The sequence below is a fragment of the Streptomyces botrytidirepellens genome, assembly GCF_003721215.1.
Classification (GTDB): Bacteria; Actinomycetota; Actinomycetes; order Streptomycetales; family Streptomycetaceae; genus Streptomyces; species Streptomyces himastatinicus.
In genome coordinates, this window is sequence record NZ_RIBZ01000108.1 from 26,849 (window position 1) to 50,815 (window position 23,967).

18 protein-coding genes and 1 pseudogene are annotated in these 23,967 nt (G+C 71.5%); 5 read left to right on the forward strand and 14 right to left on the reverse strand.

What is annotated here, in order from left to right:
* Position 1: 1 nt before the first annotated feature.
* Both EEJ42_RS08270 and EEJ42_RS08275 read right to left on the reverse strand, forming a co-directional pair.
* Positions 2-5,036 (reverse strand): annotated as a pseudogene (locus EEJ42_RS08270) (type I polyketide synthase).
* A 67-nt stretch (positions 5,037-5,103) separates the two neighbouring features.
* Positions 5,104-5,544 carry a GNAT family N-acetyltransferase gene (locus tag EEJ42_RS08275; protein ID WP_123099321.1) on the reverse strand — a complete coding sequence of 147 codons (441 nt, stop codon included), beginning with the start codon at positions 5,542-5,544 and terminating at the stop codon, positions 5,104-5,106.
* A gap of 164 nt (positions 5,545-5,708) precedes the next feature.
* Here EEJ42_RS08275 and EEJ42_RS08280 point away from each other — a divergent pair, with 164 nt between their 5' ends.
* Entirely contained in the window at positions 5,709-6,296 is a 588-nt protein-coding gene (locus EEJ42_RS08280; protein WP_123099322.1) for a tellurite resistance TerB family protein, read from the forward strand.
* A 188-nt stretch (positions 6,297-6,484) separates the two neighbouring features.
* Here EEJ42_RS08280 and EEJ42_RS08285 read toward each other — a convergent pair whose 3' ends face one another.
* A complete protein-coding gene (locus EEJ42_RS08285; protein WP_425472861.1) occupies positions 6,485-7,747 on the reverse strand; it encodes an extracellular catalytic domain type 1 short-chain-length polyhydroxyalkanoate depolymerase in 1,263 nt (420 codons plus the stop codon).
* Positions 7,748-8,155: 408 nt separating this feature from the next.
* Between EEJ42_RS08285 and EEJ42_RS08295 the strand changes: the two genes are divergently transcribed.
* The gene (locus EEJ42_RS08295; RefSeq protein WP_246096227.1) at positions 8,156-8,839 is read left to right on the forward strand and encodes an AbgT family transporter; all 684 of its coding nucleotides are present in this window, start codon (positions 8,156-8,158) and stop codon (positions 8,837-8,839) included.
* A 163-nt stretch (positions 8,840-9,002) separates the two neighbouring features.
* On the forward strand, positions 9,003-10,439 hold the full coding sequence (locus EEJ42_RS08300) for an amidase (RefSeq protein ID WP_123099324.1): 1,437 nt from the start codon (positions 9,003-9,005) through the stop codon (positions 10,437-10,439).
* Between the two features lie 20 nt (positions 10,440-10,459).
* Here the strand turns inward: EEJ42_RS08300 and EEJ42_RS08305 are convergent, their stop codons facing one another.
* From EEJ42_RS08305 to EEJ42_RS08350, 10 genes are all read right to left on the reverse strand, one after another.
* Positions 10,460-11,710 carry an amidohydrolase gene (locus EEJ42_RS08305; protein ID WP_123099325.1) on the reverse strand — a complete coding sequence of 417 codons (1,251 nt, stop codon included), beginning with the start codon at positions 11,708-11,710 and terminating at the stop codon, positions 10,460-10,462.
* Between the two features lie 159 nt (positions 11,711-11,869).
* Positions 11,870-13,129, reverse strand: coding sequence for a cytochrome P450 (locus EEJ42_RS08310; protein WP_123099326.1), 1,260 nt, complete (start codon positions 13,127-13,129; stop codon positions 11,870-11,872).
* Positions 13,126-14,319: an NAD(P)/FAD-dependent oxidoreductase gene (locus EEJ42_RS08315; RefSeq protein ID WP_123099327.1), complete on the reverse strand. Its 1,194-nt coding sequence runs from the start codon at positions 14,317-14,319 to the stop codon at positions 13,126-13,128. The genes EEJ42_RS08310 and EEJ42_RS08315 overlap by 4 nt, the downstream gene beginning before the upstream one ends.
* Complete coding sequence (locus EEJ42_RS08320) at positions 14,316-14,516, reverse strand: ferredoxin (RefSeq protein WP_123099328.1); 201 nt, start codon at positions 14,514-14,516, stop codon at positions 14,316-14,318. Before EEJ42_RS08320 ends, EEJ42_RS08315 begins: the two co-directional genes overlap by 4 nt.
* 197 nt (positions 14,517-14,713) lie before the next feature.
* A complete protein-coding gene (locus tag EEJ42_RS08325; protein WP_123099329.1) occupies positions 14,714-15,394 on the reverse strand; it encodes a TetR/AcrR family transcriptional regulator in 681 nt (226 codons plus the stop codon).
* Between the two features lie 154 nt (positions 15,395-15,548).
* Complete coding sequence (locus tag EEJ42_RS08330) at positions 15,549-16,316, reverse strand: SDR family NAD(P)-dependent oxidoreductase (RefSeq protein WP_123099330.1); 768 nt, start codon at positions 16,314-16,316, stop codon at positions 15,549-15,551.
* Between the two features lie 32 nt (positions 16,317-16,348).
* Positions 16,349-18,022 carry a hypothetical protein gene (locus tag EEJ42_RS08335; RefSeq protein ID WP_123099331.1) on the reverse strand — a complete coding sequence of 558 codons (1,674 nt, stop codon included), beginning with the start codon at positions 18,020-18,022 and terminating at the stop codon, positions 16,349-16,351.
* Complete coding sequence (locus EEJ42_RS08340) at positions 18,019-19,836, reverse strand: flavin-containing monooxygenase (RefSeq protein ID WP_123099332.1); 1,818 nt, start codon at positions 19,834-19,836, stop codon at positions 18,019-18,021. Before EEJ42_RS08340 ends, EEJ42_RS08335 begins: the two co-directional genes overlap by 4 nt.
* A gap of 50 nt (positions 19,837-19,886) precedes the next feature.
* Positions 19,887-20,489, reverse strand: coding sequence for a TetR/AcrR family transcriptional regulator (locus EEJ42_RS08345; RefSeq protein ID WP_123099333.1), 603 nt, complete (start codon positions 20,487-20,489; stop codon positions 19,887-19,889).
* A complete protein-coding gene (locus EEJ42_RS08350; RefSeq protein WP_123099334.1) occupies positions 20,486-21,877 on the reverse strand; it encodes an APC family permease in 1,392 nt (463 codons plus the stop codon). The genes EEJ42_RS08345 and EEJ42_RS08350 overlap by 4 nt, the downstream gene beginning before the upstream one ends.
* A gap of 178 nt (positions 21,878-22,055) precedes the next feature.
* Here EEJ42_RS08350 and EEJ42_RS08355 point away from each other — a divergent pair, with 178 nt between their 5' ends.
* Together EEJ42_RS08355 and EEJ42_RS08360 are read left to right on the forward strand one after the other, a co-directional pair.
* The gene (locus EEJ42_RS08355; RefSeq protein WP_123099335.1) at positions 22,056-22,553 is read left to right on the forward strand and encodes a DUF2975 domain-containing protein; all 498 of its coding nucleotides are present in this window, start codon (positions 22,056-22,058) and stop codon (positions 22,551-22,553) included.
* Complete coding sequence (locus EEJ42_RS08360; protein WP_123099336.1) at positions 22,553-22,789, forward strand: helix-turn-helix domain-containing protein; 237 nt, start codon at positions 22,553-22,555, stop codon at positions 22,787-22,789. The genes EEJ42_RS08355 and EEJ42_RS08360 overlap by 1 nt, the downstream gene beginning before the upstream one ends.
* Here EEJ42_RS08360 and EEJ42_RS08365 read toward each other — a convergent pair.
* Positions 22,716-23,933, reverse strand: a complete 1,218-nt coding sequence (locus tag EEJ42_RS08365) for an MFS transporter (protein WP_123099337.1) — start codon at positions 23,931-23,933, stop codon at positions 22,716-22,718. The genes EEJ42_RS08360 and EEJ42_RS08365 overlap by 74 nt on opposite strands.
* Positions 23,934-23,967 lie beyond the last annotated feature (34 nt).

Consider the following 23,967-nt stretch of genomic DNA (forward strand, 5'->3'; position numbering starts at 1 on the left):
GTCAGGACAGTCCCAGTTCCTTGTTCAGCGCCTCGAACAGCTCGTCGTCGGAAGCATCGGCAGCGGGCGCCGGGGCGCCGTCCGGCCCGCCATCCGCCACCACTCCGCTCCGCGCGTCCCGCGCCCGCCGCGACAGCGCCTCCAGCCGGGCCGTGACCTTGGCGTGCGCCGCGTCGTCGTCCGCCGCGAGCGCGGTCAGGGCGGCCTCCATCCGGCTCAGTTCGGCCAGCAGCGGCGCGGCGGGGTCGGCGTCGACCGGCCGGTAGTTCTCGTGCAGCAGACCGGCGACGGCGAGCGGTGTCGGGTAGTCGAAGACCAGCGTCGGAGGCAGTGAGAGACCGGTCTCGGCGTTGAGCGCGTTACGCAGTTCCACGGCGCCCAGCGAGGTGAGGCCCAGCTCGTTCACCGCACGGTCCGGCGGCACCGCCTCGACGCCGTGGTGCCCCAGGATCCGCGCGACGTGGCCACGTACCAGGTCCACCAGGAGCTGTTCGCGCTCCGCCCCGGTCAGCCCGTTCAGTCGCCGCTCCAGTGACGCCCTGCCGGACGACGCCCGGCGGGCCGGGGCGCGTACCAGTCCGCCGAACAGGGCGGGAAGTGTCCCCGTCTCGGCCTGGGTGCGCATCACCGTCAGGTCGAAGCGGACCGGAAGCGTCGCAGGTGGCCGCCCGGGCACGGTCGCCGCGTCCAGCAGCGCGAGCCCCTCGTCGGGGGACAGCGGTGGCATTCCGGTACGCCGGAGCCGCTGCAACTCGGCCTCGTCCAGCCGGTCGGCCATGCCCCCGACCTGGGTCCATGGCCCCCAGCCCAGGCACAGCGCGGGCAGCCCCCGGGCGGCGCGATACCGGGCGAGGGCGTCCAGCCAGGCGTTCGCGGCGGCGTAGTTGCCCTGTCCGGCGCCGCCGAGGGTGCCCGCGACGGACGAGAAGAGGACGAACGCCGAGAGGTCGTGGTCGCGGGTGAGGTCGTGCAGATGCCACGCGGCGTCCACCTTCGGACGCATGACCGCGTCCAGCCGCTCCGGCGTCAACGCCCCGAGGAGCACATCGTCCACGATCCCGGCCGAGTGCACGACGCCCGTCAGCCGTCGTCCGGCCACCAGCGCGGCCACGGCGTCCCGGTCGGCGACATCGCAGGCCGCCACTTCCACTGCGGCGCCCAACTTCTCCAGTTCTGTCATGAGCTCGGCCGCGCCCGGCGCGTCCATGCCGCGGCGGCTGGTCAGCAGCAGGCTCTTGACGCCGTGCTCACCGGCCAGGTGGCGGGCGGTCAGGGCGCCGAGGCCGCTCGTGCCACCGGTGATCAGGACCGTTCCGTCCGGGCCCCACGACGGGGCGCCGTCGAGCGCCGGGACGCGGGCCAGCCTCGGCACCCGGATCTCGCCGTCGCGAACGGCCACCTCGGGCTCGCCGGGCAGGCGCAACGCCTCCGCGGGCAGTGCGGCGCCGGGGCCGACCCCGGCGTCCAGGTCGACCAGGACGAACCGGCCCGGATACTCCCCCTCCGCCGCGCGCACCAACCCCCACACCGCAGCGTGCCCCAGGTCGGTGCCGTCGGTCGCGCCCCGTGTGACGACCACGAGCCTGGCGGACTCCGACTGCTCATCGGTCAGCCACTTCTGCACGACGGACAGCACCTGCCGGGTCAGCGCACGGAATCCCCCGGGCGTGGTGTCCTCGACCGGCGGGCACTCGTAGACCACGTGGGTGCCGATCTCGGAGTCCGCGGGCGGCGCCGGTGGGGCGATCCACTCCACGTGGAAGAGCGATTCACGGCCTCCGGTGTGCGCCCGCACCTCCTCCGTGGAGAGCGCCCGTGTCTCGGCCGACTCCACCGACAGGACCGGGCGCCCTTCCTCATCGACACACACCGAGGCCCCGCGCCACACGTGGGCGAGGGTCGGTTCGCCGTTGGCGTGCAGCCCGGCGGCCTCTGCGGCGGCGTCGAGCACCGTGGCGTACGTCGCCTCGTCGCGCGCCCAGGAGGGGCCGTCGGCCTCGGCGGTCAGGACACCCGTGGCGTACTTCACCCAGGCCGTCCGGCCGTCACGCCGCGCATGCACGCTGACGGCGCCCGCCTCGCCGACGAGCACGCGCAGCGTCATGACGTCCTCGGCGTCGGCCATGACCAGCGGTGCGTGGAGGTCGAGCTCCTCGACCCGGCCCCGACCCGTCCGCTCGGCGGCGAAGAGGGCCAGTTCCAGGAACACCTGCCCGGGCACCACCACCGCGCCGAAGGCGTCATGGTCGGCGAGCCAGGGGTGGGAGTCGAGGGAGAGCCGCCCGGTGAACACCGCCCCGCCGTCCTCGGGAAGCTCCACCATCGAGGTCAGCAGCGGATGGTCGACGGAGTCGGCCCCGGCGAGGGCCGTGGACTGCTCGATCAGCCAGTAGCGGGTGCGCTGGAAGGGATACGTGGGCAATTCGACCCGCCGGGCACCACGCCCCGCGAACACCGCGGCCCAGTCCACCGGCACACCCACCGCAAACAACCGCCCCACCCCGGCGAACACGCCCTCCACCTCGGGACGGTCCCGGCGCAGCGTGGCCGCCATCGTGCCCTCGACGGACTGCTGCGCCATCGCCGTCAGCACCCCATCCGGCCCCACCTCCAGGAACCGCGTCACCCCCTCGTCCCGCAACGCCCGCACGTCATCGGCGAACCGCACCGCATCGCGCACGTGCCGCACCCAGTACTCAGCCGACGCCACATCCTTCGTCAGACGGATGGTCGGCCGACCGTAGGTGACGGCCTCGGCCACCTTCCGGAAGTCATCCAGCATCGGATCCATCAGCGGTGAATGGAATGCATGCGAGACCGACAAACGGCTCGTCTTACGGCCCGTGAACCGCCCGGCCACCGACTCCACCGCATCCTCGGCGCCCGACACCACCACCGACGACGGGCCGTTGACCGCAGCGATCCCCACCTCGCCGTCCAGCAGCGGAGCGACCTCGTCCTCGGTGGCCTGGATCGCCACCATCGCCCCACCGGGTGGCAACTCCTGCATCAATCGCCCCCGCGCCACCACCAGCCGCGCCGCATCCACCAGACTCAGCACACCCGCCACATGCGCCGCCGCCACCTCGCCGATGGAGTGACCGGCCAGAAAGTCCGGACGAACCCCCCAGAACTCGAGGAGCCGATACAGCGCCACTTCCAGCGCGAAGATCGCAGGCTGGGTGAACTCCGTACGCTGCAACGCCGCCTCGTCATCACCCCACATCACCTCCTTCAACGCCAGCCCCGACGCCTCGCACACGGCGTCGAAGGCCGCCGCGAAGACGGGGAAGGTGTCATACAACTCCCGCCCCATCCCCAGGTGTTGACTCCCCTGCCCGGTGAACAGGAACGCCACCTTGCCGCCGACGCCCGCCACCACATCGCTGATCGTCTCCGCTCCGACCAGCACCGCACGATGCTCCAGCGCGGCGCGCCCCGTCGCCGCCGAGTACGCCACATCAAGCTGGTCGTGGTCGTCGGCGAACGCGCGGATCCGCTCGATCTGGGCCTGAAGCGCCTCGGCGGTTCCGGCCGAGACGACGATGGGGGCCACGGGCAGCTCGCGGCGTTCCTCGGGTTCGTCCTCGACCGGTGGCGCCTCTTCGACGATCACATGGGCGTTCGTCCCGCTCATGCCGAACGAGGAGACGCCCGCGCGGCGCGGACGCTCGCCGCGCGGCCAGTCCCTCGGCTCGGTCAGCAGCCGGACGTTGCCCGCCGACCAGTCCACCTGCGGCGTGGGCTCGTCCGCATGCAGTGTCCTCGGCAGCACACCGTGCCGCATCGCCTGCACCACTTTGATGATCCCGGCCACGCCCGAAGCGGCCTGAGTGTGGCCCATGTTCGACTTGATCGACCCCAGCCACAGCGGCCGCGCGCGGTCCTGACCATACGTCGCCAGCAGCGCCTGCGCCTCGATCGGATCGCCCAGCGTCGTCCCCGTGCCATGCGCCTCGACCGCGTCCACATCACCCGCCGACAAGCCCGCGTTCGCCAGCGCCTGACGGATCACNCGCCGACAAGCCCGCGTTCGCCAGCGCCTGACGGATCACGCGCCGCTGTGACGGGCCGTTCGGGGCCGACATGCCATTGCTGGCGCCGTCCTGGTTGAGGGCGCTCCCCCGTACGACGGCCAGCACCGGGTGCCCGTTGCGGCGGGCGTCCGACAGGCGTTCCAGCAGGAGGACCCCGGCGCCTTCGGAGCAGCCGACGCCATGGGCGCCCGCGCCGAACGACTTGCAGCGGCCGTCCGTCGCCAGGCCGCGTTGTTCGCTGAAGTAGATGAACATCTCGGGGGTGGACATCACCGTCACGCCGCCCGCGAGGGCGAGCGTGCACTCTCCCGAGCGCAGCGACTGCATCGCCATGTGCATCGCCACCAGCGACGACGAGCACGCCGTGTCCAGGGTCACCGCGGGGCCTTCGAGGCCGAGGGTGTAGGAGACCCGGCCCGAGACGATGCTGCCTCCGTTGCTGCCCCGCGCGTAGTCGTGGTACATGACCCCGGCGAACACGCCCGTCGGGCTGCCCTTCAGCGACAGCGGATCGATCCCGGCCCGCTCCAGCACCTCCCACGACACCTCGAGGAGTAATCGCTGCTGGGGGTCGGTTTCGGTCGCCTCGCGCGGGCTGATCCCGAAGAGCTGGGCGTCGAACTCGCCCGCGTCATGGAGGAATCCGCCCTCGCGAGCGGCGGTCTTCCCCGGCTTGCCGGGCTCGGGGTCGTAGATGTCCTCGACGCCCCAGCCACGGTCGGCCGGAAACTCCGAGATCGCGTCCACGCCCTCGTCCACCAGCCGCCACAGCCCCTCGGGCGAGTCCACCCCGCCCGGATAGCGGCACGCCATCCCGACGATGGCGATCGGCTCCCGGTCGCGGTGTTCGATCTCCGCGATGCGTTTGCGGGCAGCGCGCAGGTCCGTGGTCGCGCGCTTGAGGTAGTCAAGAAGCTTCTCCTGGTTGCCCACCACAGCCACCCCGGGTCGAAAAGGCGCCCGACACTGCGACGCGCGCTTGCCGGGAACGCTACGCAGGGTGATAAGACCCCCCAACCCCTGATCGCCCCTAACCTCCTCACGCGTCTCCGCCCGCCGCTCGCCGCTACGCCGACGCCTGTTCCGGACCCCGTTCGGCTGCCGGGGGTGTCAGGCGGATCAGTCCCGCGTCCGTGGGGCGGAAGCCACAGGCGTCGACATAGAAGCCCCGCAACCCGGGCTCGAAGTCGACGTGCAGCCACTCGCAGCCCGCGGCGCGCGCATGGTTCACCGCCAGACGGACGACGGCCGTTCCGGTTCCGCGGTGCTGGTGCGAGCCCCGGGTCTTCGTATCGATCAAGAAGGCGTGGGCACCGCCGTCCCACGCCACGTTCACGAAGCCGACGAGGGCTCCGTCGCCGTCGCGGGCCCCCACCCAGCCGAGGCTGTGTTCCTTGACCCTGCTCCACCAGCCGGCGACGGCCTTGCCGCCGTGAGAGCGGACGAGGTCGACCATCTCCTCGTCGGTGATGGGGTCACGCCATGCGTACGAGATTGCTCCACTCATCCGGCCAGCGTCGCCGACCGGCGTGTGATCCGTCTCCTTTTACGTGTGCTTTGCTTTTCGGGAACCCGGTCACCGTCGGGAGCGTTCACCTTGAACAGACCGCGAAGCAACGCGACCGACGAGCAGAACCGGACAAGCAGCAACAAGAAGCCGAGGTGGCACCAATGGCAATGTGGGACCGGCTCAAGGACCAGGCCAAGAACCTCCAGCAGGCCCAGAGCGGCCGAGGAAGGGGCGGGTCCGGGCAGGGGCACGGATCCTTCGGGCAGGGGCAGCACGGCGGCCACGGGTCCGGCTCGTCCTCCGGCGGCTCCAAGGCCCAGCTGGTCGGGCTGCTCAAGTCCCAGCTCGCGTCGGTGAAGACCGAGCTGAAGAGCGGCGCCTACCGCGATGCCTCGATGGCGATGTGCGCGCTGGTGGCCGCGGCGGACGGGCACGTCGAGCCGGCGGAGCGGCAGCGCGTCGAGGAGCTGATCACCACCAACGACGTCCTCCAGAACTTCCCGGCGGACCAGCTCCGCCAGCGGTTCAACAAGAACCTGGACCGGCTCATGGCCAACTTCCAGTTGGGCAAGACCGAGGTGATGCAGGAGATCGCCAAGGCGGCCAAGAAGCCGACGGAGGCCCGCGCGGTCATCCAGACCGGCATCGTCATCGCCGGGGCCGACGGTTACATCGAGCCGTCCGAGCAGCAGGTCATCCACGAGGCGTGCGCCGCCCTCGGGATCCCGCCCACCGAATTCGGCATCTGAGCCGCACGCAGGCCCCGGGCTCCCCGGGGCCTGCGGCCCGCCCCCACCGCGTTGGTGGCTCTTTCCGCGGCGGCATGGCGGAGTCCTCCTGTGGGTGCGGCCCCGGCGGCCTCAGGTGAAGGTCACCGACACCGGCCCGAGGCCGCTGAAGCGTGCCTCGATCCGCTCCCTCGTCCGCCCCGAGGACGTCAGGTACAGGTCTTTCCGTTGAGGGTGAAGGCACCCGGAGCGCTCGTCGTCCCGGTGTGGTTGGCCTGATAGCCGATGGTGACGCTCGCGCCCGGGGCGAGCGTGCCGTTGTAGGCGGCGTTGGTGGCGGTCACGGCTCCGCTCGCGGGGCTGTAGGTGGCGCCCCAGCCACCGGTGATGGTCTGGCCGGAGGGCAGGGTGAAGCCCAGCTGCCAGCCGTTCAGCGTGGTCGTGCCGGTGTTGGTGACGGCCACGGAGGCGGTCAGGCCGGTGCTCCAGGCGCTGGTGGTGGCCGACACCCGGCAGGCGCCCGGCTGGGGCTGGGGCGCGGGGCCGTTGCTGTCCAGGCCGAAGAACGTGATCACACGGGCCGCCATGCCGCTGGTGACCAGGTTGTGGCCGACGCCCTGGAGGCTGATGGCCTCGACGGGGGCCCGGTCACCGGTGGAGCCGTACCGGGTGCGGGTCCAGCCGGACTGGGGGGAGTCGGTGCGCGTCGGGGTCTGACCGACTCCGTGCACGTTCGTCCACTGCTTGATCTCTTCCCCGAAGTTGGGGTAGCGCAGGATGTCGTCCTGCGTTCCGTGCCACAGCTGCATACGCGGCCGGGGCCCGCTGTACTCCGGGTAGGCGCCGCGGACCAGATCGCCCCACTGCTGCGGGGTGCGGGTGATGGTGCCGTTGGCGCAGTCGCTGTTCCACTCCGACCCGTTGGTGGTGGCGAAGCAGGCGAACGGCACGCCCGCGAACGCGGACCCGGCCGCGAACACATCGGGGTAGTCCCCCAGCAGGACGTTGGTCATCATCGCGCCGGAGGAGGTACCGGTGGCGAAGACCCTGCTGGTGTCGGCGGAGTAGGTACGGGTCACCCAGTCGACCATGGACTTGATGCCCACCGGGTCGCTTCCCCCGCCGCGGCGCAGCGCCTGCGGTGAGGAGACGTCGAAGCACTTGCTGCTGCGGGTGACGGAGGGGTACACGGCGATGAAGCCGTACCGGTCGGCCAGCGAGGCGAACTCGGTGCCGGAGTACATCGCGGGCCCGGATCCCGTGCAGTAGTGCACGACCACCACCACGGCCGGGTTCGGGGCGACGTTGTCCGGAACGTACAGGTACATCTGGAGATTGCTGGGGTTGGTGCCGAAGTTCTTGATCTCGGTCAGGGCCGCGGTGGGGACCTTGGCCGCGGCAGGAGCCTTGGCCGCGGCGGCAGCCTCGGTGGTGACCGTACGGGCCGAGGCCGCGGGCGCGCCCAGCAGCATGACCGCGAGTAACGAGATCAGCGCTCCGACGAGGGCGACGAGCACCGAACGCCGTGGTCCGCGCGGGGTGGTGCGGGTCGATGGGGACACGTCCTCATCCCTTCCTGATCGCGGTGGCGGATCAATCGTGACCAGGACATGCCGCCGAAGAGCGCCCCCGTGCGCGGCCTGCCCGCGCAGCATCGTGGCATGAACACGACCGTCATGGAAGCGCTCCCACAGCCGGTGGCACCCCACACGACAGCGGCACGATGCCCACGGAGCGGCCGTCGTCGTCGAGCAACCGCCCCATGTGCTTGACGGTGCGCAGGACGAGCGAGCGGTCGTCAATGGTCAGGCGGGGGAGCCGCCGGGCGGTACACCGCGCTCGTCGTCGCCCTCTACCTGGCGGCGCTGGCCGCCCTGTGGCTGCCCTCCGGGGCTCCGCTGCGCGGCGCGGGCGGGGCGTTGCTGCCGTCGCCGGTGCTCACCGGGATGGTCCCGATCGTGTTCGGCGCGTTCCTCCTGGCCGCGCTCACCTATGCCAGGACGGCCAGGACCGTCACCGGCGCCGAGGACCTGATCGCGTCCGTCTCCGACTCGCTCAGGACCATGTCCGGCTATCTCGTCATGATGTTCGTGGCGGCCCAGGTCATCGCGCTCTTCGACTGGTCCGACGTCGGCATCCTGCTCGCCGTGAAGTCCGCGGCGTTCCTCGATGCCATCGGGCTCACCGGCTTCTGGGCCATCGTGGCGTTCGTCCTGGTGACCGCCTGTCTCAACCTCTTCATCGTGTCCGGTTCCGCCCTGTGGTCCCTGGCCGGGCCCATCTTCGTCCCGGCGTTCATGCTGCTCGGGATGAGCCCCGCGCTCAGCCAGGCGGCGTTCCGCATCGGCGACTCGGCCACCGGCATCCTCACGCCGATGAACCCGTACCTCTTCGTCATCCTCGCCATGCTCCGCCAGTACGAGCCCGAGGCCCGTCTCGGCACCCTCATCGCCCGGCTCTCGGTCTTCGCCGCGCCGTTCCTGGTGGTGTGGCTGGCGATCCTGGGCGTGTTCTACGGGTTCGGGCTGCCGCTGGGGCCCGGTGCGCACATCGGCCTGAAGTAACGCCGCGGCCTGAAGTAACGCCATGGCGCCTCCGTCGTCCGTCGTTGCGGGGAAGCTATGCCCCGCACCGACCGGCGGCCATGCATCCGGTCCGCTCAGTGAACCGGTCCGCTTGACCGGCCTTCCGCCGCCCCCGCAGATCAGCAGATCAGGAGAGAGCCGCATGACCACACCGGCCACGATGGACGCCCACGACCAGGCGGACCTGGTCCGGCGGGGCGAGACCTCCCCGCGCGAACTGGTCGAGGCCGCCATCGAGCGCATCGAGGCGACCGACCCGCAGATCGACGCGATCACACACCGGCGGTACGAACGGGCGCTCGCGGAGGCGGACCGGGTGCCCCGGGACGCCCCGTTCGCGGGAGTGCCCACGCTGACGAAGTCGCTCAGCGACAGCGAAGGCGACCCGGCCACCTTCGGGTGCGCGTGGGTGGCCCGGCACGGCCGGGTCGCCAGGGAGGACTCCGTGATCAACCGGCGGCTCAAGGAGGCGGGGTTCATCGTCGTCGGCCAGACCTCGGCCCCGGAGTTCGGCCTGCTCTCGGTCAGCGAGAGCCGACTCCACGGCGTGACGCGCAACCCGTGGCGCACCGATGTGACCCCGGGCGGTTCGTCGGGTGGCGCATCGGCTTCGGTGGCCGCGGGCATGGTGCCCGTGGCGCAGGGCGGGGACGGCGGCGGCTCGATCCGGATGCCGGCCGCGTTCTGCCACCTGGTGGGGTTGAAGCCCAGCGCGGGGCGGATCAGCGCGGGTCCGGGGAGGGCCGACCGATGGGGCCACAGCGTCCCGGCCGTCGTCACCCGGACCGTGCGCGACACGGCGGCGGTGCTCGACGCGGTGAGCGGTGGCGCGCCCGGGGACCGGGGCGGCCCGGCGCCCCTTCCGGCGGGCGGGCCGGCCGCGATGGTCGGCCGTGATCCGGGGCGGCTCAGGGTCGGTGTCCTCGCCCACGCACCCGACCACGCGCCTCAGGTCGTGGACGCGGTGCGGGACGCCGTACTCGACACGGCCCGGACCCTCGAACGGCTCGGGCACCGGGTCGAGGAGGCGCATCCCGCGCCCATGCTGGACCCCCGGTGCCTCACGGCGTTCTTCGACGCGCTGAGCGTCACCGCGGCGCAGAGCGTCGAGGCGCTGACCAGGGAACTCGGCGAGGGGCCGGGACCGGACGACCTCGACCCCGTCACCCGGTTCTGGGTGCGGCGCGGACGGGAGATCACGGGGCTGGAACTCGCCGACGCCCTGGCCTGGCAGAACGGCCTCCGGGCGGGCATGGCCCGGTGGTGGCAGGAGTTCGACCTGCTGCTGAGCCCGGTGTTCGCCACCCCGCCCCTGCCGGTGGGGTGGCCGTGGCGGGATCAGGACGGCCTCCGGAAGTCGGTGGACGTGCTCACCTTCACCGCGCCGTTCAACACCACCGGTCAGCCCGCGATCGCGGTACCGGCCGCCCTGACCGAGTCCGGCACGCCCCTCGGCATCCAGCTGGCCGCGGCCTACGGACGCGAGGACCTGCTGGTCCGGGTGGCGGCGCAGCTGGAGGCGGAACGCCCCTGGGCGTCGCACCGCCCACCGGTCTTCGCCACCGCCTCCCGGCCCTGACGCGTCCTTCCGGTGTGCGGCTATCCGCGTACCAGCGATTCCAGGATGTCGATCCCGGTCGGGATCGCCGCCTCCGCGACGTCGAAGGTCTCGCTGTGGTGGGGTCCCGGGCTGCCCGCTCCGACCATCAGATAGGCGCCCTTGCCCCCGCGCTGCTGAACATGCCTGATGAGAAGGTTGGCGTCGTCGCTGCCCGCGAACGCCCGGGTCCGGATGACCTCGGTGACGTCGTCGTGGGCGGTGGCCACCTCCACGATGCGGTCGATCATGTCGTCGTCCGGTGCAACGGTGGCGGACTGGCCCATCACCGCCACGTTCGTCCGCACCCCCTGCGCCAGGCCCGCGCCCTCCACGATCGCGCGGACCCGGTCGACCAGCTCGTCGACGATGTCGTCATCGGTCGCCCGCGCCTCGCACGTCATCTCCGCGGAGGAGGGCACGATGTTCACGCCGTCACCGGCGACGAGCGTGCCGACGTTGAGCCGGGTGTCCGCGGCGTTGAAGCGCGGGATCCCCATGATGCCCAGCGCGGCCGTGGCCGCCGCGATCAGCGCGTTGCGCCCGGACTCCGGCGCACCGGCCGCGTGGGATGCCTTGCCCTCGAAGTCGACCTTCAGCTTGCGGGTGGCCAGGCCGCCGGTGAAGCTCCCCACGACCCCGCCGACGGCCATGTCCCCGGCCATGTGCACGGCGAGCATGTGGTCGATCTCGTCGGCCACCCCGGCGTCGATCATCGTCTGCGCTCCCCGGACCCCCTCTTCGGCGGGCTGGAACAGGATCCGCAGGGAGCCCGCGAAGTCGCGGTCCGCCAGCCGGTGCAGCAGGCCGACGCCGATGGTGGCGTGGGCGTCGTGGCCGCACGCGTGCATGGCGCCGTTGGTGGCGGCAAAGCCGTTCGCCACCGGGAAATGCGCGGCATCGGACGATTCGCGCATCGGCAGTGCGTCGATGTCGACGCGCAGCCCCCAGCGCGGCCCGGGACGGGTGCCCACCAGGTCGACGACCAGCGCGGTGCCGTTCTCCCGGAAGTACCGGACCCGTTCCTCCGGAGCGCCCGAGCCGACGGCGCGGGCCGCCCATTCGTCCAGAGTCTCCGGCGACGGGAAGTTGACGACGGCGGAGAGATCCTGGGCGGCCTTCCCCGTGAGGACGCGTATCGGCAGCCCCTCGAGGGCTTGCTCGATCCGGGCCGCCGTACCGATCTCCACGAACGCGGGCTCCGGATTCCGGTGCAGTTCTCGGCGAAACGCGACGAGCTGCTCGACGTCCACGAGTGGCCTCTCTTTCCCTCGGTGCGCGGCCGCCCCGATCGTGGCCGCCTGGTGCCGAGGTTAGACGCCCCGGTCGCCACGATCGACGGCCGCGTACCGCCCACCGGAAGGCAGGGGTCGTTCACGGCCGTTCGGCGGTGATCCGTTATGCACGGGGCCTCACCAGGCCACGGGCAGTTCGTGGACTCCGTAGACGAACGAGTCGTGCTTGAAGGGGATCCGGTCCACGCCGGTGGCCAGGCGGAGGGTGGGGATGCGCCGGTAGAGGGTGCCGTAGACGACCTGGAGTTCCATGCGGGCCAGCGGCTGGCCCAGGCACTGGTGCACGCCGAAGCTGAAGGTGATGTGGCGGCGGGCGTCGCGGTCGAGGTCCAGCCGATCGCCCCCGGGGAAGACGTCGGGGTCGCGGTTGCCCATCTCGTTGAGCAGCAGCAGCCCTTCGCCGGCGCGGATGGTCCGGCCGGCCACCTCGATGTCCTCCAGGGCGACACGGCGCATCCCCAGGTGCGGGATGTGCAGGTAGCGCAGCAGCTCCTCGACCGCGCCCGCGACGAACTTCGGATCGTCGCCGTCCCGGAGGCGGGCCAGCTGGTCGGGGTGTTCCAGCAGGGCCAGGGTGCCCAGGGCGATCATGTTGGCGGTGGTCTCGTGCCCGGCGAACAGCAGGAGCACGGCCATCGAGGTCGCCTCCTGGCGCGTCAGCGCGCCGTCCTGGACCTTCGCGGCCAGATCGGACAGCACGTCCTCGCCGGGGTTGCCGACCTTGGCGTCCAACAGGCTGCCGAGGTACTCGCCCAATCGGCCATGGGCTTCGGCGCGCTGCTCGGGCGTGGAGGTGCGGGTGATGATGGCTTTGCTGTTGGCCTGGAAGAACGCGTGGTCGTCGTAGGGGACGCCGAGCAGTTCGCAGATCACCAGGGAGGGCACCGGCAGGGCGAAGGACTCGACCAGATCCGTCGGGTTCGGCCCGGCCAGCAGGTCGTCGATCATGTCGTCGACGATCTTCTGGACCGCCGGGCGCATGGCCTCCATCCGCTTGATGGCGAACGGTCCGGTGACCATCCGGCGCAGCCGGGCGTGCTCGGGGTCGTCCATGTTGATGAAGCTGAGGCCGTGGGCCTCGGCGGACGCCTCCTCGCCGTCGCCGTCGCCATCGGCGTGCGGCCGCTCCGGGCGCGGGAAGCCGGGCAGGGCGGGGAGGACGCTGAGCCTCGGGTCCGCCAGCAGGGCCCGCTGCTCGGCGTACCGGGTCACCACCCACGGGGTGCTGCCGTCCTGGAGCCGGACCCGGGTGACCGGCCCCTCCTCGCGCAGCGCGTGGAAGGCCGGGGGCGGATCGAAGGGGCATCCTCGCGCCCGGGGCATGGGGAATTCGGGGAGTTCGGCGTGGGCCGCGGCCGCGTCCACCTGGCGGGTCATGACGTACCTCCACCGTGGGAATCCTGGAACGCGTCGACGACTTCCTGCCGCCGCAGCCGGGCCTGCTTGGGCATGCGCCAGCCGAGCACTCCGGTCGTGGCGCCGCCCCTGCGGTAGTGCGCGACGAACCGGCCCTGGTCCATGTCCCCCTCCACGACCGTCACTTCGGCCTCGGCCGACAGCACGCCATACACCTGGATCTTGACGTCGAACTGGTCGGTCCAGAAGTACGGAACCGGGGTGTACGGACGGTTCTCGCCGAGGATGGCGGCGGCCACGTGGCCCGCCTGCTCGGTGGCGTTGGTGCGGTTCTCCAGGCGCAGCAGGGCACCCAGGCCGTCGTGGTGCCAGCGGGCCACGTCCCCGACCGCGTAGACGCCGTCCGCGGCGCGGCACGAGGAGTCGCACACCACCCCGTTGTCGACCTTGAGGCCGCTGCCCGCCAGCCAGTCCGTCGCCGGGGCGGAGCCGAAGGCCACCACGACCAGATCGGCGGGCAGCACCTCGCCGGTGGCCAGGTGCACTCCCGTGACGTGTCCGGCCCGCTCGTCCAGCCCGGTCACCCCGGCGCCGAGCCGCAGAGCGACGCCGCGGTCGGCGTGCAGTGCGGCGAGCTGCCCGGCCACCAGGGGGCCGAACTGGCTCTCCAGCGGCGCGGGCTGAGGTCCGGCCAGGGTGACCGACGCCCCCATGGTCCGTGCGGTGGCGGCGATTTCCGTGCCGAGCACCCCGTCCCCCACGACCACGACGCGCGAGGCGGCCATCAGCCCGGCCCGCAGCGCCACCGCGTCATCGACCGTGCGCAGCACATGGACCCCGGCGAGCCCGTCCTGCCCGGCGAACGTGCGGGGGCGCAGACCGGTGGCCACGACGATCGCGTCGGCCCGCAGCACCCGTCCCGACGCGGTGTGGACGGTACGCGCCTCCGCGTCGAGGCTGACCGCCGCGTCCCCCAGGACGAACGTGGCGTCCAGCGAGGACAGTTGGTCGGGACGGCGCAGCAGGGTCCGGTCCGGCTCCCAGGCACCGGAGAGGACCTGCTTGGACAGCGGCGGCCGGTCGTAGGGCTGGTGCGGCTCGGCGCCCAGCACGGTCAGGCCGCCCCGGAACCCCTTGCGCCGCAGGGCCTCCGCGGTGGAGAGCCCGCCCGCCGAGGCTCCGACCACCAGAACACTGGAGGGAGCGCTCACGCGTCCTCGCTCACCTGGATCGCGCCCGCGGGGCACACCTGCACGCATTCACGCACCGCGTCGTGCAGCTCCGCGGAGGGTGTCGGGTCGAGCAGGACCACGATGCCGTCCTCCTCGCGCTGGTCGAACACCTCCGGCGCGACCATCACGCAGGTGCCCGCGGCGCAGCACTTCTCGTCGTCCACCGTGACCTTCATCGCGGATGCTCCTTCATCGACTCGTTGACTCGCCGGCTCGTACAGCCACACACAAGTAAACCCGATGATTTAATAGAGTCAAGCGGATGGTTTAAACGATCTTGGGCGACCCCCTTGATCAAGCCACCCCCTTGACACCTCCCACGGCCCCGCCGGAGGAGATCCCCGTTCAAGGACGACGGTGTCGTCTACGGCGTCTACGAACTGCCGGTGACCTGGTAAGCCTGGGAATCGACCGTGACCGGCGCCAGCCAGAGGGCGACGATGACGTCGATCAGACCGTTCGCCGTCTCGCGCCAACTGGCCCTGGACGTCGGCGCGTTGTCCGCGAGAGCGCGCTCCCGCTCCGCGGACATCTGCGTGATCAGGTGACGTGTCATGGCGGCGCGCTCGGCGTGCACCTCGGCCGGAAGGTCCGGCAGACAGCGCTCCAGCCCCTCCTGAAGCTTCTGCATGGACGGCGATCCGGCCGCGAACTCCTCGACCGTGATCGCGCGCAGGGCGGGATCGGCCGTGACCTGGGCGATGAACCGGGCGTACCAGCTGGGGGCACCCAGGGCCTCCAGATGCCCGGTGACCGGGCGGACCGCACAGGCCACCCAGTCCCGCAGATCGGTGGAGTCGCCGATGTCGGCCATCATGGCGAGGCGGCCGGCCTCCATCGCCTCAGCATGCTTGCGGGCGATGGCGCGCACCAGGTCGGTCTTGGTGCCGAAGTGATAGCTGACGGCGGCGTTGTTGCCCTGCCCGGCGGCCAGACTGATCTGGCGGTTGGCGACGGCGTGCACCCCGTGCTCGGCGAACAGCCGCTCCGCCGCGTCCAGGAGCGCTTCCCGCGTCGCGCTGACCTGCTCGTCCCGCCGCACCCTGCCGGCCATCGTCAACCACCACTTCGGGACATCACACTGGTCCGCGGGGGCCCGTCCCCCAGGCCACCGCGGATCCTCGACCGGGTCGGCGAGGTCGAACGAGGAAAGCGTACGCAATCACACGGCCGACCCGGTCAATCCTGAATCAATCCATTGAGGCCGGTCAGACGGCGGCCCAGGCGTCGTCGACCGGGAGGACGGCGCCGTTGACGAAGGAGGCGGCGTCGGAGGCCAGGAAGACGATGGCGGCGGCCTGCTCCTCCGCCGATCCGTACCGGCCCATGGTGGCGGCGCTCAACTGGCCCACGACGGCGGGCCCGTGGGCCTCCTGAGCGGCGTCCACCCGGATGCTGGTCATGGTGGGGCCGGGGGCGATGGCGTTGGCGCGGATGCCCTGTCCCCGGTACATGACGGCCAGGCTCTTCACCAGGCCGACGACGCCGTGCTTGGAGGCGGTGTACGCGGCGCCCGCCGTGCTGCCGCGCAGACTCGCCTCGGACGCGGTGAAGACGATCGAGCCGCGCCCGGCGGCCAGCATGTGCGGCAGGACCGCACGGGTCAGCAGGAACGGCGCCGTCAGGTTGATCCGGATGACCCGCTCCCACTCGGCGTCGTCGGTCTCGCCGAGCGCGGACATGCGGTCCATGATCCCGGCGTTGTTCACCAGCACGTCCACACCACCGAACGCGTCGACGGCCCGCTCGACGACCGTATCCACCACCCCCTGGTCGCTCAGGTCGCCGACGACCGCCACGGCGGCTCCCCCGGTGGCCCCGATCTCCGCCACGGTCTCCTCCGCGCCCGCCCGGTCGACATCCGCGACCAGCACCTTCGCGCCTTCCTGGGCGAACTTCAGGGCCGTGGCCCGGCCGATTCCGGACGCTGCGCCGGTGACGACGACGCCGCGACCCTCAAGACCCGTACCGCTCATGTGACGCCCCTTCTCTCTGTGCCATGTCTGTGTCAGGTCTTCAGCTGCCACACGGTGCCCTCGCCGTTGGCCGCGAGGAGCAGCGAGCCGTCCGGGCCGGCGGCGAGTCCGGCGAACGGGCGGGGAGCGCCGACCATGCCGTGGGTGAAGAGCGCGGGCGTGGTCCGGGGAGCGGTGCCCGGGGGCTGCCCGACCGGCAGATCCTCGGCCTCGGTCCGCCGCTCCCCCGTGCTCAGCGAGATCGCCGTCAGCCTGCGCGGCCCGGTCTCCACCGTGAACAGCGTGTCGCCGAGGACCGCGAGTCCCTGGGGCGCGCCGAGCCCGTCCGCGACCACTTCTGTCGCCCCGTCGTCGCCGATCCGGAGGACGGCCCCGAGCAGGTCGTCGCTCACATGGCACCGCCCCTGGGCGTCGAAGGCCACGTCCACCGGGTGGCCGAGCCCTTCGGCGAGGACGGTGACGGTGTCGCGGTCGTCGATGGACACGACGCGGGCGGCGCCCGCCTCCGCGACGACGAGGGAGCCGTCCGGTCCCACGGTGATGCCGACCGGCTCGTTCAGGCCGGTCACCCGCCGCCGTGTGGTCCGCCGGTCGGGATCGTGGGTGTGGACGTCGCCGTACTGGGACGTGAAGTGGACGAGTCCGCCCGCGTTGGTCACGCCGTGCACGAAGGGCATCAGGGTGAGCGAGGTGACGCCGCCCGCCGCGTCCGACGCGTCCGACGCGTCTGCCCCGTCTGCCCCGTCTGCCCCGTCTACGGCGACCGGCTCGCCCTCGTCGGCGGGCGCCGGGCTCGCCAGCCGGTAGTGGTCGGCCACGTACACCGTGCCGCCGAGGTCGACCGTCACGCCGTAGGGGCCGTCGAGGCCGCGGGGGACGATCTCCCGGGTGCGGCCGTCGGGGTGCAGTTCGGTGATGCCGCCGCTGGCGTAGCTGGAGACGAACATGCGGTTCTCCGCGTCGAACGCCGCGTTGTCCAGGCCCACCAGGCCGCTGGTGACGAGCGTGCGGGAGCCGCCGCCGTGCAGATCGATCCGGGTGACGATGCCCTCCACCCCGCGCGACAGGACGTGCAGCACCCCGCCCTGGTCGAAGCGGACCGCGACCGGCTCGTGCACCTCCTCGGCGACCACCTCGGGCACACCGCCGTCCGGCGGGATCCGCCACACCTGGTTCGTCATCATGTGCGGGTAGTACAGATGGTCGTCCGGGCCGAGTTGCATGGCGTTGCCCAGGGCGAGCCCCTCGGTGAGCACCACGGGCTCGCCGCCGTCCGGGAACAGCTCCAGCAAGCGACCGCCGGGCCGCATCTCGTTGACGAACAGCCGGTCCCCGACGCAGGTGATGCCGTTGACCACCTTCACCTCGTCCGAGACCAGGGTGTACGCGCCCTGCGGGCTGCGCCGCCACACCCGGCCGGGGATGAGGTCGGCGATGTACATCGAGCCGTCCGCGCCGAAGGCGAGGTCGTCCGGCGACTGCACCGGGCCGTCCATCGGGACGACCACCTCGACGTCCCCGGTGGCGGGGTCGACGGCGCTGATCTGCCCGGCGAGGAACTGGGCGACGTACAGGCGCCCGTCCGGGCCGAAGGCGACACCGTTCGAACCCCACAGCGGGCTCGGGTGGTTGAGGCGCCGCGCACGCAGACGTGAGCCGGAGACGGCCACGTCGCCGCCGAACCGGTTGTGACCCCGGGTGTTCACGCTTCCTCCGCCTCCACCAGGACGTCGTCCATGCCGCCGTTCGCGCGCCAGCGCCGGAGCAGGTCGTGGAAGGCCACCGGCCCGTCGGCGTACGCGTCGCGCTTCCGCGGCATGCCCTCGTTGTTGTAGTAGCCGGGGGTGCACTCCGCCTGGAAGGTGTGCAGGTCGGGTGCGTTGTCCGCAAGGGCGGCCAACCACGCGTCCTGCGCCGCGGAGGTGGGTTCGACGTACCGGGCCCGGCGCTTACGGGCCTCGGTGACCATCTCGGCGACGTGCTGGGCCTGTTCGTCGAGGACGTGGACGAAGTTCACGGAGGACGCGTTCTGGAGCGGGCCCAGCTGGAACAGGTTGGGGAAGCCGTGGCTGGAGAAGCCGTGGAGCGTCTTGGGGCCACGCGCCCAGGCCTCGGAGAGCGGGACGCCGCCCCTGCCGTACACCGGAAGCTGTCCGGAGAGGATCCCGGAGACCCCCACCTCGAAGCCGGTGGCGAAGATGACGCAGTCGACCTCGTACGCGGTGTCGCCGACCACGACGGCGGTCTCCGTCATCCGCTCCACGCCGTGGGTGTCCGCCGTGTCGACCAGGGTGACGTTCGGCCGGTTGAAGGTCTGGAGGTAGTGGTCGCTGAACGTGGGCCGCTTGCACATGTAGCGGTACCAGGGCTTGAGCTTCTCGGCCGTCTCCGGGTCCTCGACCACGGCTTCGACGCGGTCCCGGATCTCGTTCATCTTCTGGAAGTCGGCGATCTCGTACAGCCGTTCCCGGTCCTCGGGCGGGACGTCCGCGTAGGCGTTGGTCGGGATCAGCTTCTCCTGGAGCCGGGCGCTGCTGGTCCAGGAGTCGTTCACCAGGTCCTCGTCCGTGCGCACACCGGTGACGACCTTCAGGAAGTTCTCCATGCGGCGCCGCTGCCAGCCCGGCCGGAGCGACGCGGCCCACGCGGGGTCGGTGGGGCGGTTGTCGCGCAGGTCGACGGAGGAGGGCGTGCGCTGGAACACGTAGAGGTGCCGGGCGTCCTCCCCGAGGTGGGGCACGACCTGGATGGCGGTGGCCCCGGTGCCGATGAGGGCGACGCGCTTGTCGGCCAGCTTGTGCAGCCCGCCGCCCGCGTCGCCGCCTGTGTAGTGGTAGTCCCAGCGGCTGGTGTGGAACGTGTGACCCCGGTAGGTCTCGATGCCGGGGATGCCGGGGAGTTTGGCCTGGCTCAGGGTGCCGGTGGAGGTGATGACGTAGCGGGCCCGTATGCGGTCGCCGCGGTCGGTGGCGACGGTCCACTCCCTCTGGTCGTCGTCCCAGCGGAGTTCGGTCACCTGGGTCTGGAAGCAGGCGTCGTCGTACAGGCCGAAGTGGCGGGCGATGGCCCGGGCGTGCTGCCGGATCTCCTCCCCTGGCGCGTAGCGCCACTTGGGGACGTAGCCGACCTCCTCCAGCAACGGCAGGTAGATGTACGACTCGATGTCGCAGTGGATGCCGGGGTAGCGGTTCCAGTACCAGGTGCCGCCGAAGTCCCCGCCCTTGTCGATCACTCGGATCGGCTCCACGACGCCCGCCTGCCGCAGCCGTGCGGCGGCGAGCAGACCGCCGAAGCCACCACCGACGATCACCACCTCGACGCGGTCGTGTAAGGGCTCTCGCGTGAACGCGGGATCGGCGTGGGGATCGTCGGCGTAGTACCCGAACTCGCCCCCGACGCCCCGGTATTGGGCACTGCCGTCGGGTCGGATGCGGCGCTCGCGTTCGGCGCGGTAGCGGGCGCGCAAGACCTCCGGGTCGAAGTCGAGGTCCTGCGGCGGACGGGGCGGGGTGGCGGACATCGGCGTCCCCCTTCCGGTAGCGGACGCCGAAAATCTATCACCCCAAAAATTTATTGGTCGGCGGCCGAAGCCGTGAGCATCCGCGCGAACGTCTCGGCGATCGCGGCGATGTCCACCGTGGGGTCGTGCATCCACTGGAGCTGGAGGCCGTCCATGACCGCCAGCACCGCCCTGGCCAGGTGGTCGGCCGGGGCATCGGCCCGGATCTCACCGGCAGCTTGCCCCTCCTCGAAGTCCTGCGCGGCCTCGGCCGCGAGGCCCCGGTATCGCTCGGCGAAGTGGGTGTGCACGGGGCTCTCCGGATCGGTGGCCGCCGCCGAGAGGGCGACGCCCAGCTTGGCCACCCCGGGGTGATCGGTGATCAGGCGCGTGCCCGCCACGATGCTGTCGATCACGGATTCGCCGTCTCCGGCGGCTCGGGCGAACGCCTTGCCCAGGACGTCGCGCCGCTCCAGGACCGCGAGGAGCAGGTCGTCGCGCGTGGGGAAGTAGTACGTCAGGGCGGGCTGGGTCACCCCGACGCGGGCGGCGATGTCCTGGAGGGAGGCTCGTTCCCCGTGCTCGTCGATGGCCTCGTAGGCGGCCTGGAGGATCTGTTCCCGCCGTTCCGCGCTCTTGCGGTACGGGCCCCGTGGCTTTCGCTGGTTCGTCACTCCGCAGACCGTACTTCACCGGTTCCCGCCTCGCCGCGAACCGTCATCACCACCTTGTTGAGCACCCACAGCGCGATGCCGATGGCCAGCAGCACCCCCGCCCTGATGTACACGTGGGCGGGCCGGTCGGCCAGCGGACTGGCCAGCACCAGGGCCGTGATCGCACCCAGCACCGGCAGCGGCGTCGGGGTGCGGAAGTGCCGGTGTTCGACGCGGTCGCGGCGCAGCACGAGCACGGCGACGTTGACGATGACGAACACGCACAGGAGCAGGAACGCCGTGGTGTCACCGAGCCCGGCGATCTCGCCGGTGGACACCAGACCGATGGCGAGGAGGGAGACGAACACGATCCCGACGACCGGGGTGCGGCGCCCGGCGAGCACGCGCCCCATGGCGCGCGGCAGGATGCGTTCGTTCGCCATGCCGTAGCAGAGGCGGGACGCCATCATGATGTTGATCAGGGCCGAGTTGGTGACCGCGAACAGGGCGATCAGGGCGAACAGCTTGGGCGGGAAGTCGAGCCCGCCGACCTCGACGACCTCGAGCAGGGGGCCGCTCGACTCCTCCAGCACCCGGTAGTCCACGAGCAGGGAGGACACCAGGGCGACGAGGACGTAGAGGGTGCCGGTGACGGCGACGCCGGTGAAGATGGCGCGCGGGAAGGTGCGCCGGGGGTCCTTGGTCTCCTCGGCCATGTTGACGGAGTCCTCGAAGCCGACGAAGGCGAAGAAGCCGAGGGCGGTCGCCCCCAGCACGCTGGTGAGCAGTGCGTAACCGCTGCCCTCCGCCCGGAACTCGCCGAGCCGCGACGGATCGCCTTCCCCGGACAGCACCGCCCAGGCGCCGGTCACCAGGATGATGAGCAGGCCGGTCAGCTCGACGAGCGTGAGCACCACGTTGGTCTTCACGGACTCCGACACACCCCGCAGGTTGAGGGCGGCCAGGGCGAGGATGAACAGGATCGCGACGAAGGTGGGCGGGAGGGCGTCCGTGAACTCGGCGAGGTAGTCGCCGCTGAAGGCCCGGGCCGCCGCGCTCGCCGAGGACAGGCCCGAGCACATGACCATGAAGGCGACGATGAACGTCACGAACGGCACCTTGAACGCCTTCTGCGTGTACAGCGCGGCACCGGCCGCCTGCGGATACTTGCCGACCAGCTCGACGTACGAGGCCGCCGTCAGGATGGCCACGACGAACCCGATGACGAACGGCAGCCACAGCGCCCCGCCGACCTTGCCCGCGACCTGGCCGGTGGTGGCGTAGATCCCGGTGCCGAGGATGTCGCCGATCACGAAGAGGACCAGCAGCCCGGGGCCGATGGCCCGCTTCAGCGGGGTCTCCTCCCCGTTCCCCGGCACATCGGTGGCATCGCTTCTGGCTGCGGGCACGACGGCTCCCCTGGGGCGTTCTGCGCTGAATAAGGTGATTCCTTCCCGGCGGGCCGGTGGATGATGCCTCGGCGTACTGCAACGAGAGGCACGTGGGGCGAAAGGGTGACGCGGCGGCGCGCTCTCCGCGCAGCTGGGATCGATTGACTTTCGATAGGTATCGATCGACAATCGATAGATGCATCGTCTCTTCATCGCCGCGCTGCGGGCCGGCATCGTCGCCGCGATCCTGATGGGTCTCTTCGGGCAGATCGTCGTCATACCGACGATGGCGGCCGATGAGGTCGACAAGTTCCCCCCGTACGCCCCCTTCGCCACGCCCTACGTGACGGTGGCGATCCTCGGCGTCGCGTGCGTCCAAGTCGCGCTCGTCGCCACGTGGATGCTGCTCGACATGGTCCGGCGCGGTGCGATCTTCACGCCGCGGGCCTTCCGATGGGTCGACGTCATCATCGGGTCCTCGATCGTGGCGACGCTGCTGGCGATCGGGGTCACCGCGCATCTGGCCCTGGCGTCCATTCCCTCTCCCGGCGACGGCATGGACGTCATCAGCGCGTTGTTCGCCGCGACCGCGAGCGCCGGTGTGGGGGCCTCGTTCGCGATGCTCATCGTCATCATGCGCAGCCTCTTGCGCAAGGCGACCGATCTGGAGACCGAGATGGCCGAGGTCGTCTGATGGCGATCATCGTCGACCTCGACGTCCAGCTCGCCCGACACAACATGTCCGTCGGCGAGTTCGCCGCCGCGGTCGGCATCACGCCCGCCAACATCGCCGTGCTGAAGAACGGCCGCGCGAAGGCGGTCCGGTTCACGACGCTCGACGCGATCTGCCGCACCCTCAACTGTCAGCCCGGCGACGTGCTGCGCTATGTACCCGACGACGGCCCGGGCGAGGGTCCGGACGACGGCTAGCGGCGCCCGGCGCGGTGGGTTCGGGCAGCGTGCGGAACAGCAGCCAGTTCAGGGCGGGCATCAGGATCAGCGGGGTCAGGGCCGTGCGCAGGGAGGTCGCGTGGGCGACGCTGCCGATGAGCGGAGTGACCAGGCCGCCGACGCTGACGGTCAGCCCGAGGGTGATCCCGCCGGCGGTGCCGGTGCGGGTGGGCAGATAGTCCTGGCCGAGGGTGACCTGGAGGGAGAAGGGGACGTACAGGCCGACGGAGGTCAGCGCCACGAACGCGTAGATCGCCGGGCCGGGCACGTACACGATCCCCGCGACGGCGGCGACCGTGAAGAGGTACGACCAGCGGGCGACGGTGACCCGGTCCCAGCGGCCGGCCAGATGTCCGCCCAGCACGGAGCCCACCGCGCCGCCGAGGTAGAGCACGAACAGCGCCGCCGTGCCCGCCGCCGTGCTGCCGCCCGGGCGCGCTTGCGCGTACAGCGAGATGAACGTGCTCAGGCCGATGAAGACGATGGACCGGCAGACCACGGCCAGCGACAGCTTCACGAACGAGGCGACGTCATCGGGGCCCGTCGCCACCGCCGCACCGGTGTCGCCGCGCACCGGCCCGCCCAGTGCGCGCAGGACGGGCAGGCACAGCACACTGCCGACGAGCGCCGGTACGACGAGCAGCGGCGTCAGGCGCAGACCGCCGGTGGCGACGACGGCGCCGACCATGAGCGGCGCGGTGGCGAAGCCGAGGTTGCCGCCGAGGGAGAACCACGCCATCGCGCTGTGGCTGCCCTCGCTGACGCGCCGCGCAACGCGCGCGGACTCGGGGTGGTAGGCGGCGACCCCGATACCGGACACGGCCACGAACGCCAGCGTCCAGGCGTACGAACCACCCACACCGCTCAGGGCGATCCCCAGCCCGCCGAGGACCGTACTCACCGGCAGCAGCCACGGCATCGCCCAGCGGTCGGTGAGCGCGCCGAACACCGGCTGGGCCACCGAGGACAGCAGGGACGCGGCGAGCACGACGCCCGAGACCGCGGAATAGCTGTACGCACGCTCGGCCACGAAGAACGGGACGAGCGACGCGACGGCGCCTTGGTAGACGTCCACGCAGGCGTGGCCGACCGACAGCATGATGATGGATTTGTTCCTGGGCACCTCGCCATCGTCGTCACCGGGCGCCCTGTCGGGC

Bases quoted from the DNA above. Each gene is read 5' to 3' on its own strand.
- EEJ42_RS08275 (WP_123099321.1), bottom strand. From the start codon at position 5,544: ATGAGTGGAGCAATCTCGTACGCATGGCGTGACCCCATCACCGACGAG.
- EEJ42_RS08280 (WP_123099322.1), top strand. From the start codon at position 5,709: ATGGCAATGTGGGACCGGCTCAAGGACCAGGCCAAGAACCTCCAGCAG.
- EEJ42_RS08285 (WP_425472861.1), bottom strand. From the start codon at position 7,747: ATGCTGCTGGGCGCGCCCGCGGCCTCGGCCCGTACGGTCACCACCGAG.
- EEJ42_RS08300 (WP_123099324.1), top strand. From the start codon at position 9,003: ATGACCACACCGGCCACGATGGACGCCCACGACCAGGCGGACCTGGTC.
- EEJ42_RS08310 (WP_123099326.1), bottom strand. From the start codon at position 13,129: ATGACCCGCCAGGTGGACGCGGCCGCGGCCCACGCCGAACTCCCCGAA.
- EEJ42_RS08320 (WP_123099328.1), bottom strand. From the start codon at position 14,516: ATGAAGGTCACGGTGGACGACGAGAAGTGCTGCGCCGCGGGCACCTGC.
- EEJ42_RS08325 (WP_123099329.1), bottom strand. From the start codon at position 15,394: ATGGCCGGCAGGGTGCGGCGGGACGAGCAGGTCAGCGCGACGCGGGAA.
- EEJ42_RS08330 (WP_123099330.1), bottom strand. From the start codon at position 16,316: ATGAGCGGTACGGGTCTTGAGGGTCGCGGCGTCGTCGTCACCGGCGCA.
- EEJ42_RS08340 (WP_123099332.1), bottom strand. From the start codon at position 19,836: ATGTCCGCCACCCCGCCCCGTCCGCCGCAGGACCTCGACTTCGACCCG.
- EEJ42_RS08355 (WP_123099335.1), top strand. From the start codon at position 22,056: ATGCATCGTCTCTTCATCGCCGCGCTGCGGGCCGGCATCGTCGCCGCG.
- EEJ42_RS08360 (WP_123099336.1), top strand. From the start codon at position 22,553: ATGGCGATCATCGTCGACCTCGACGTCCAGCTCGCCCGACACAACATG.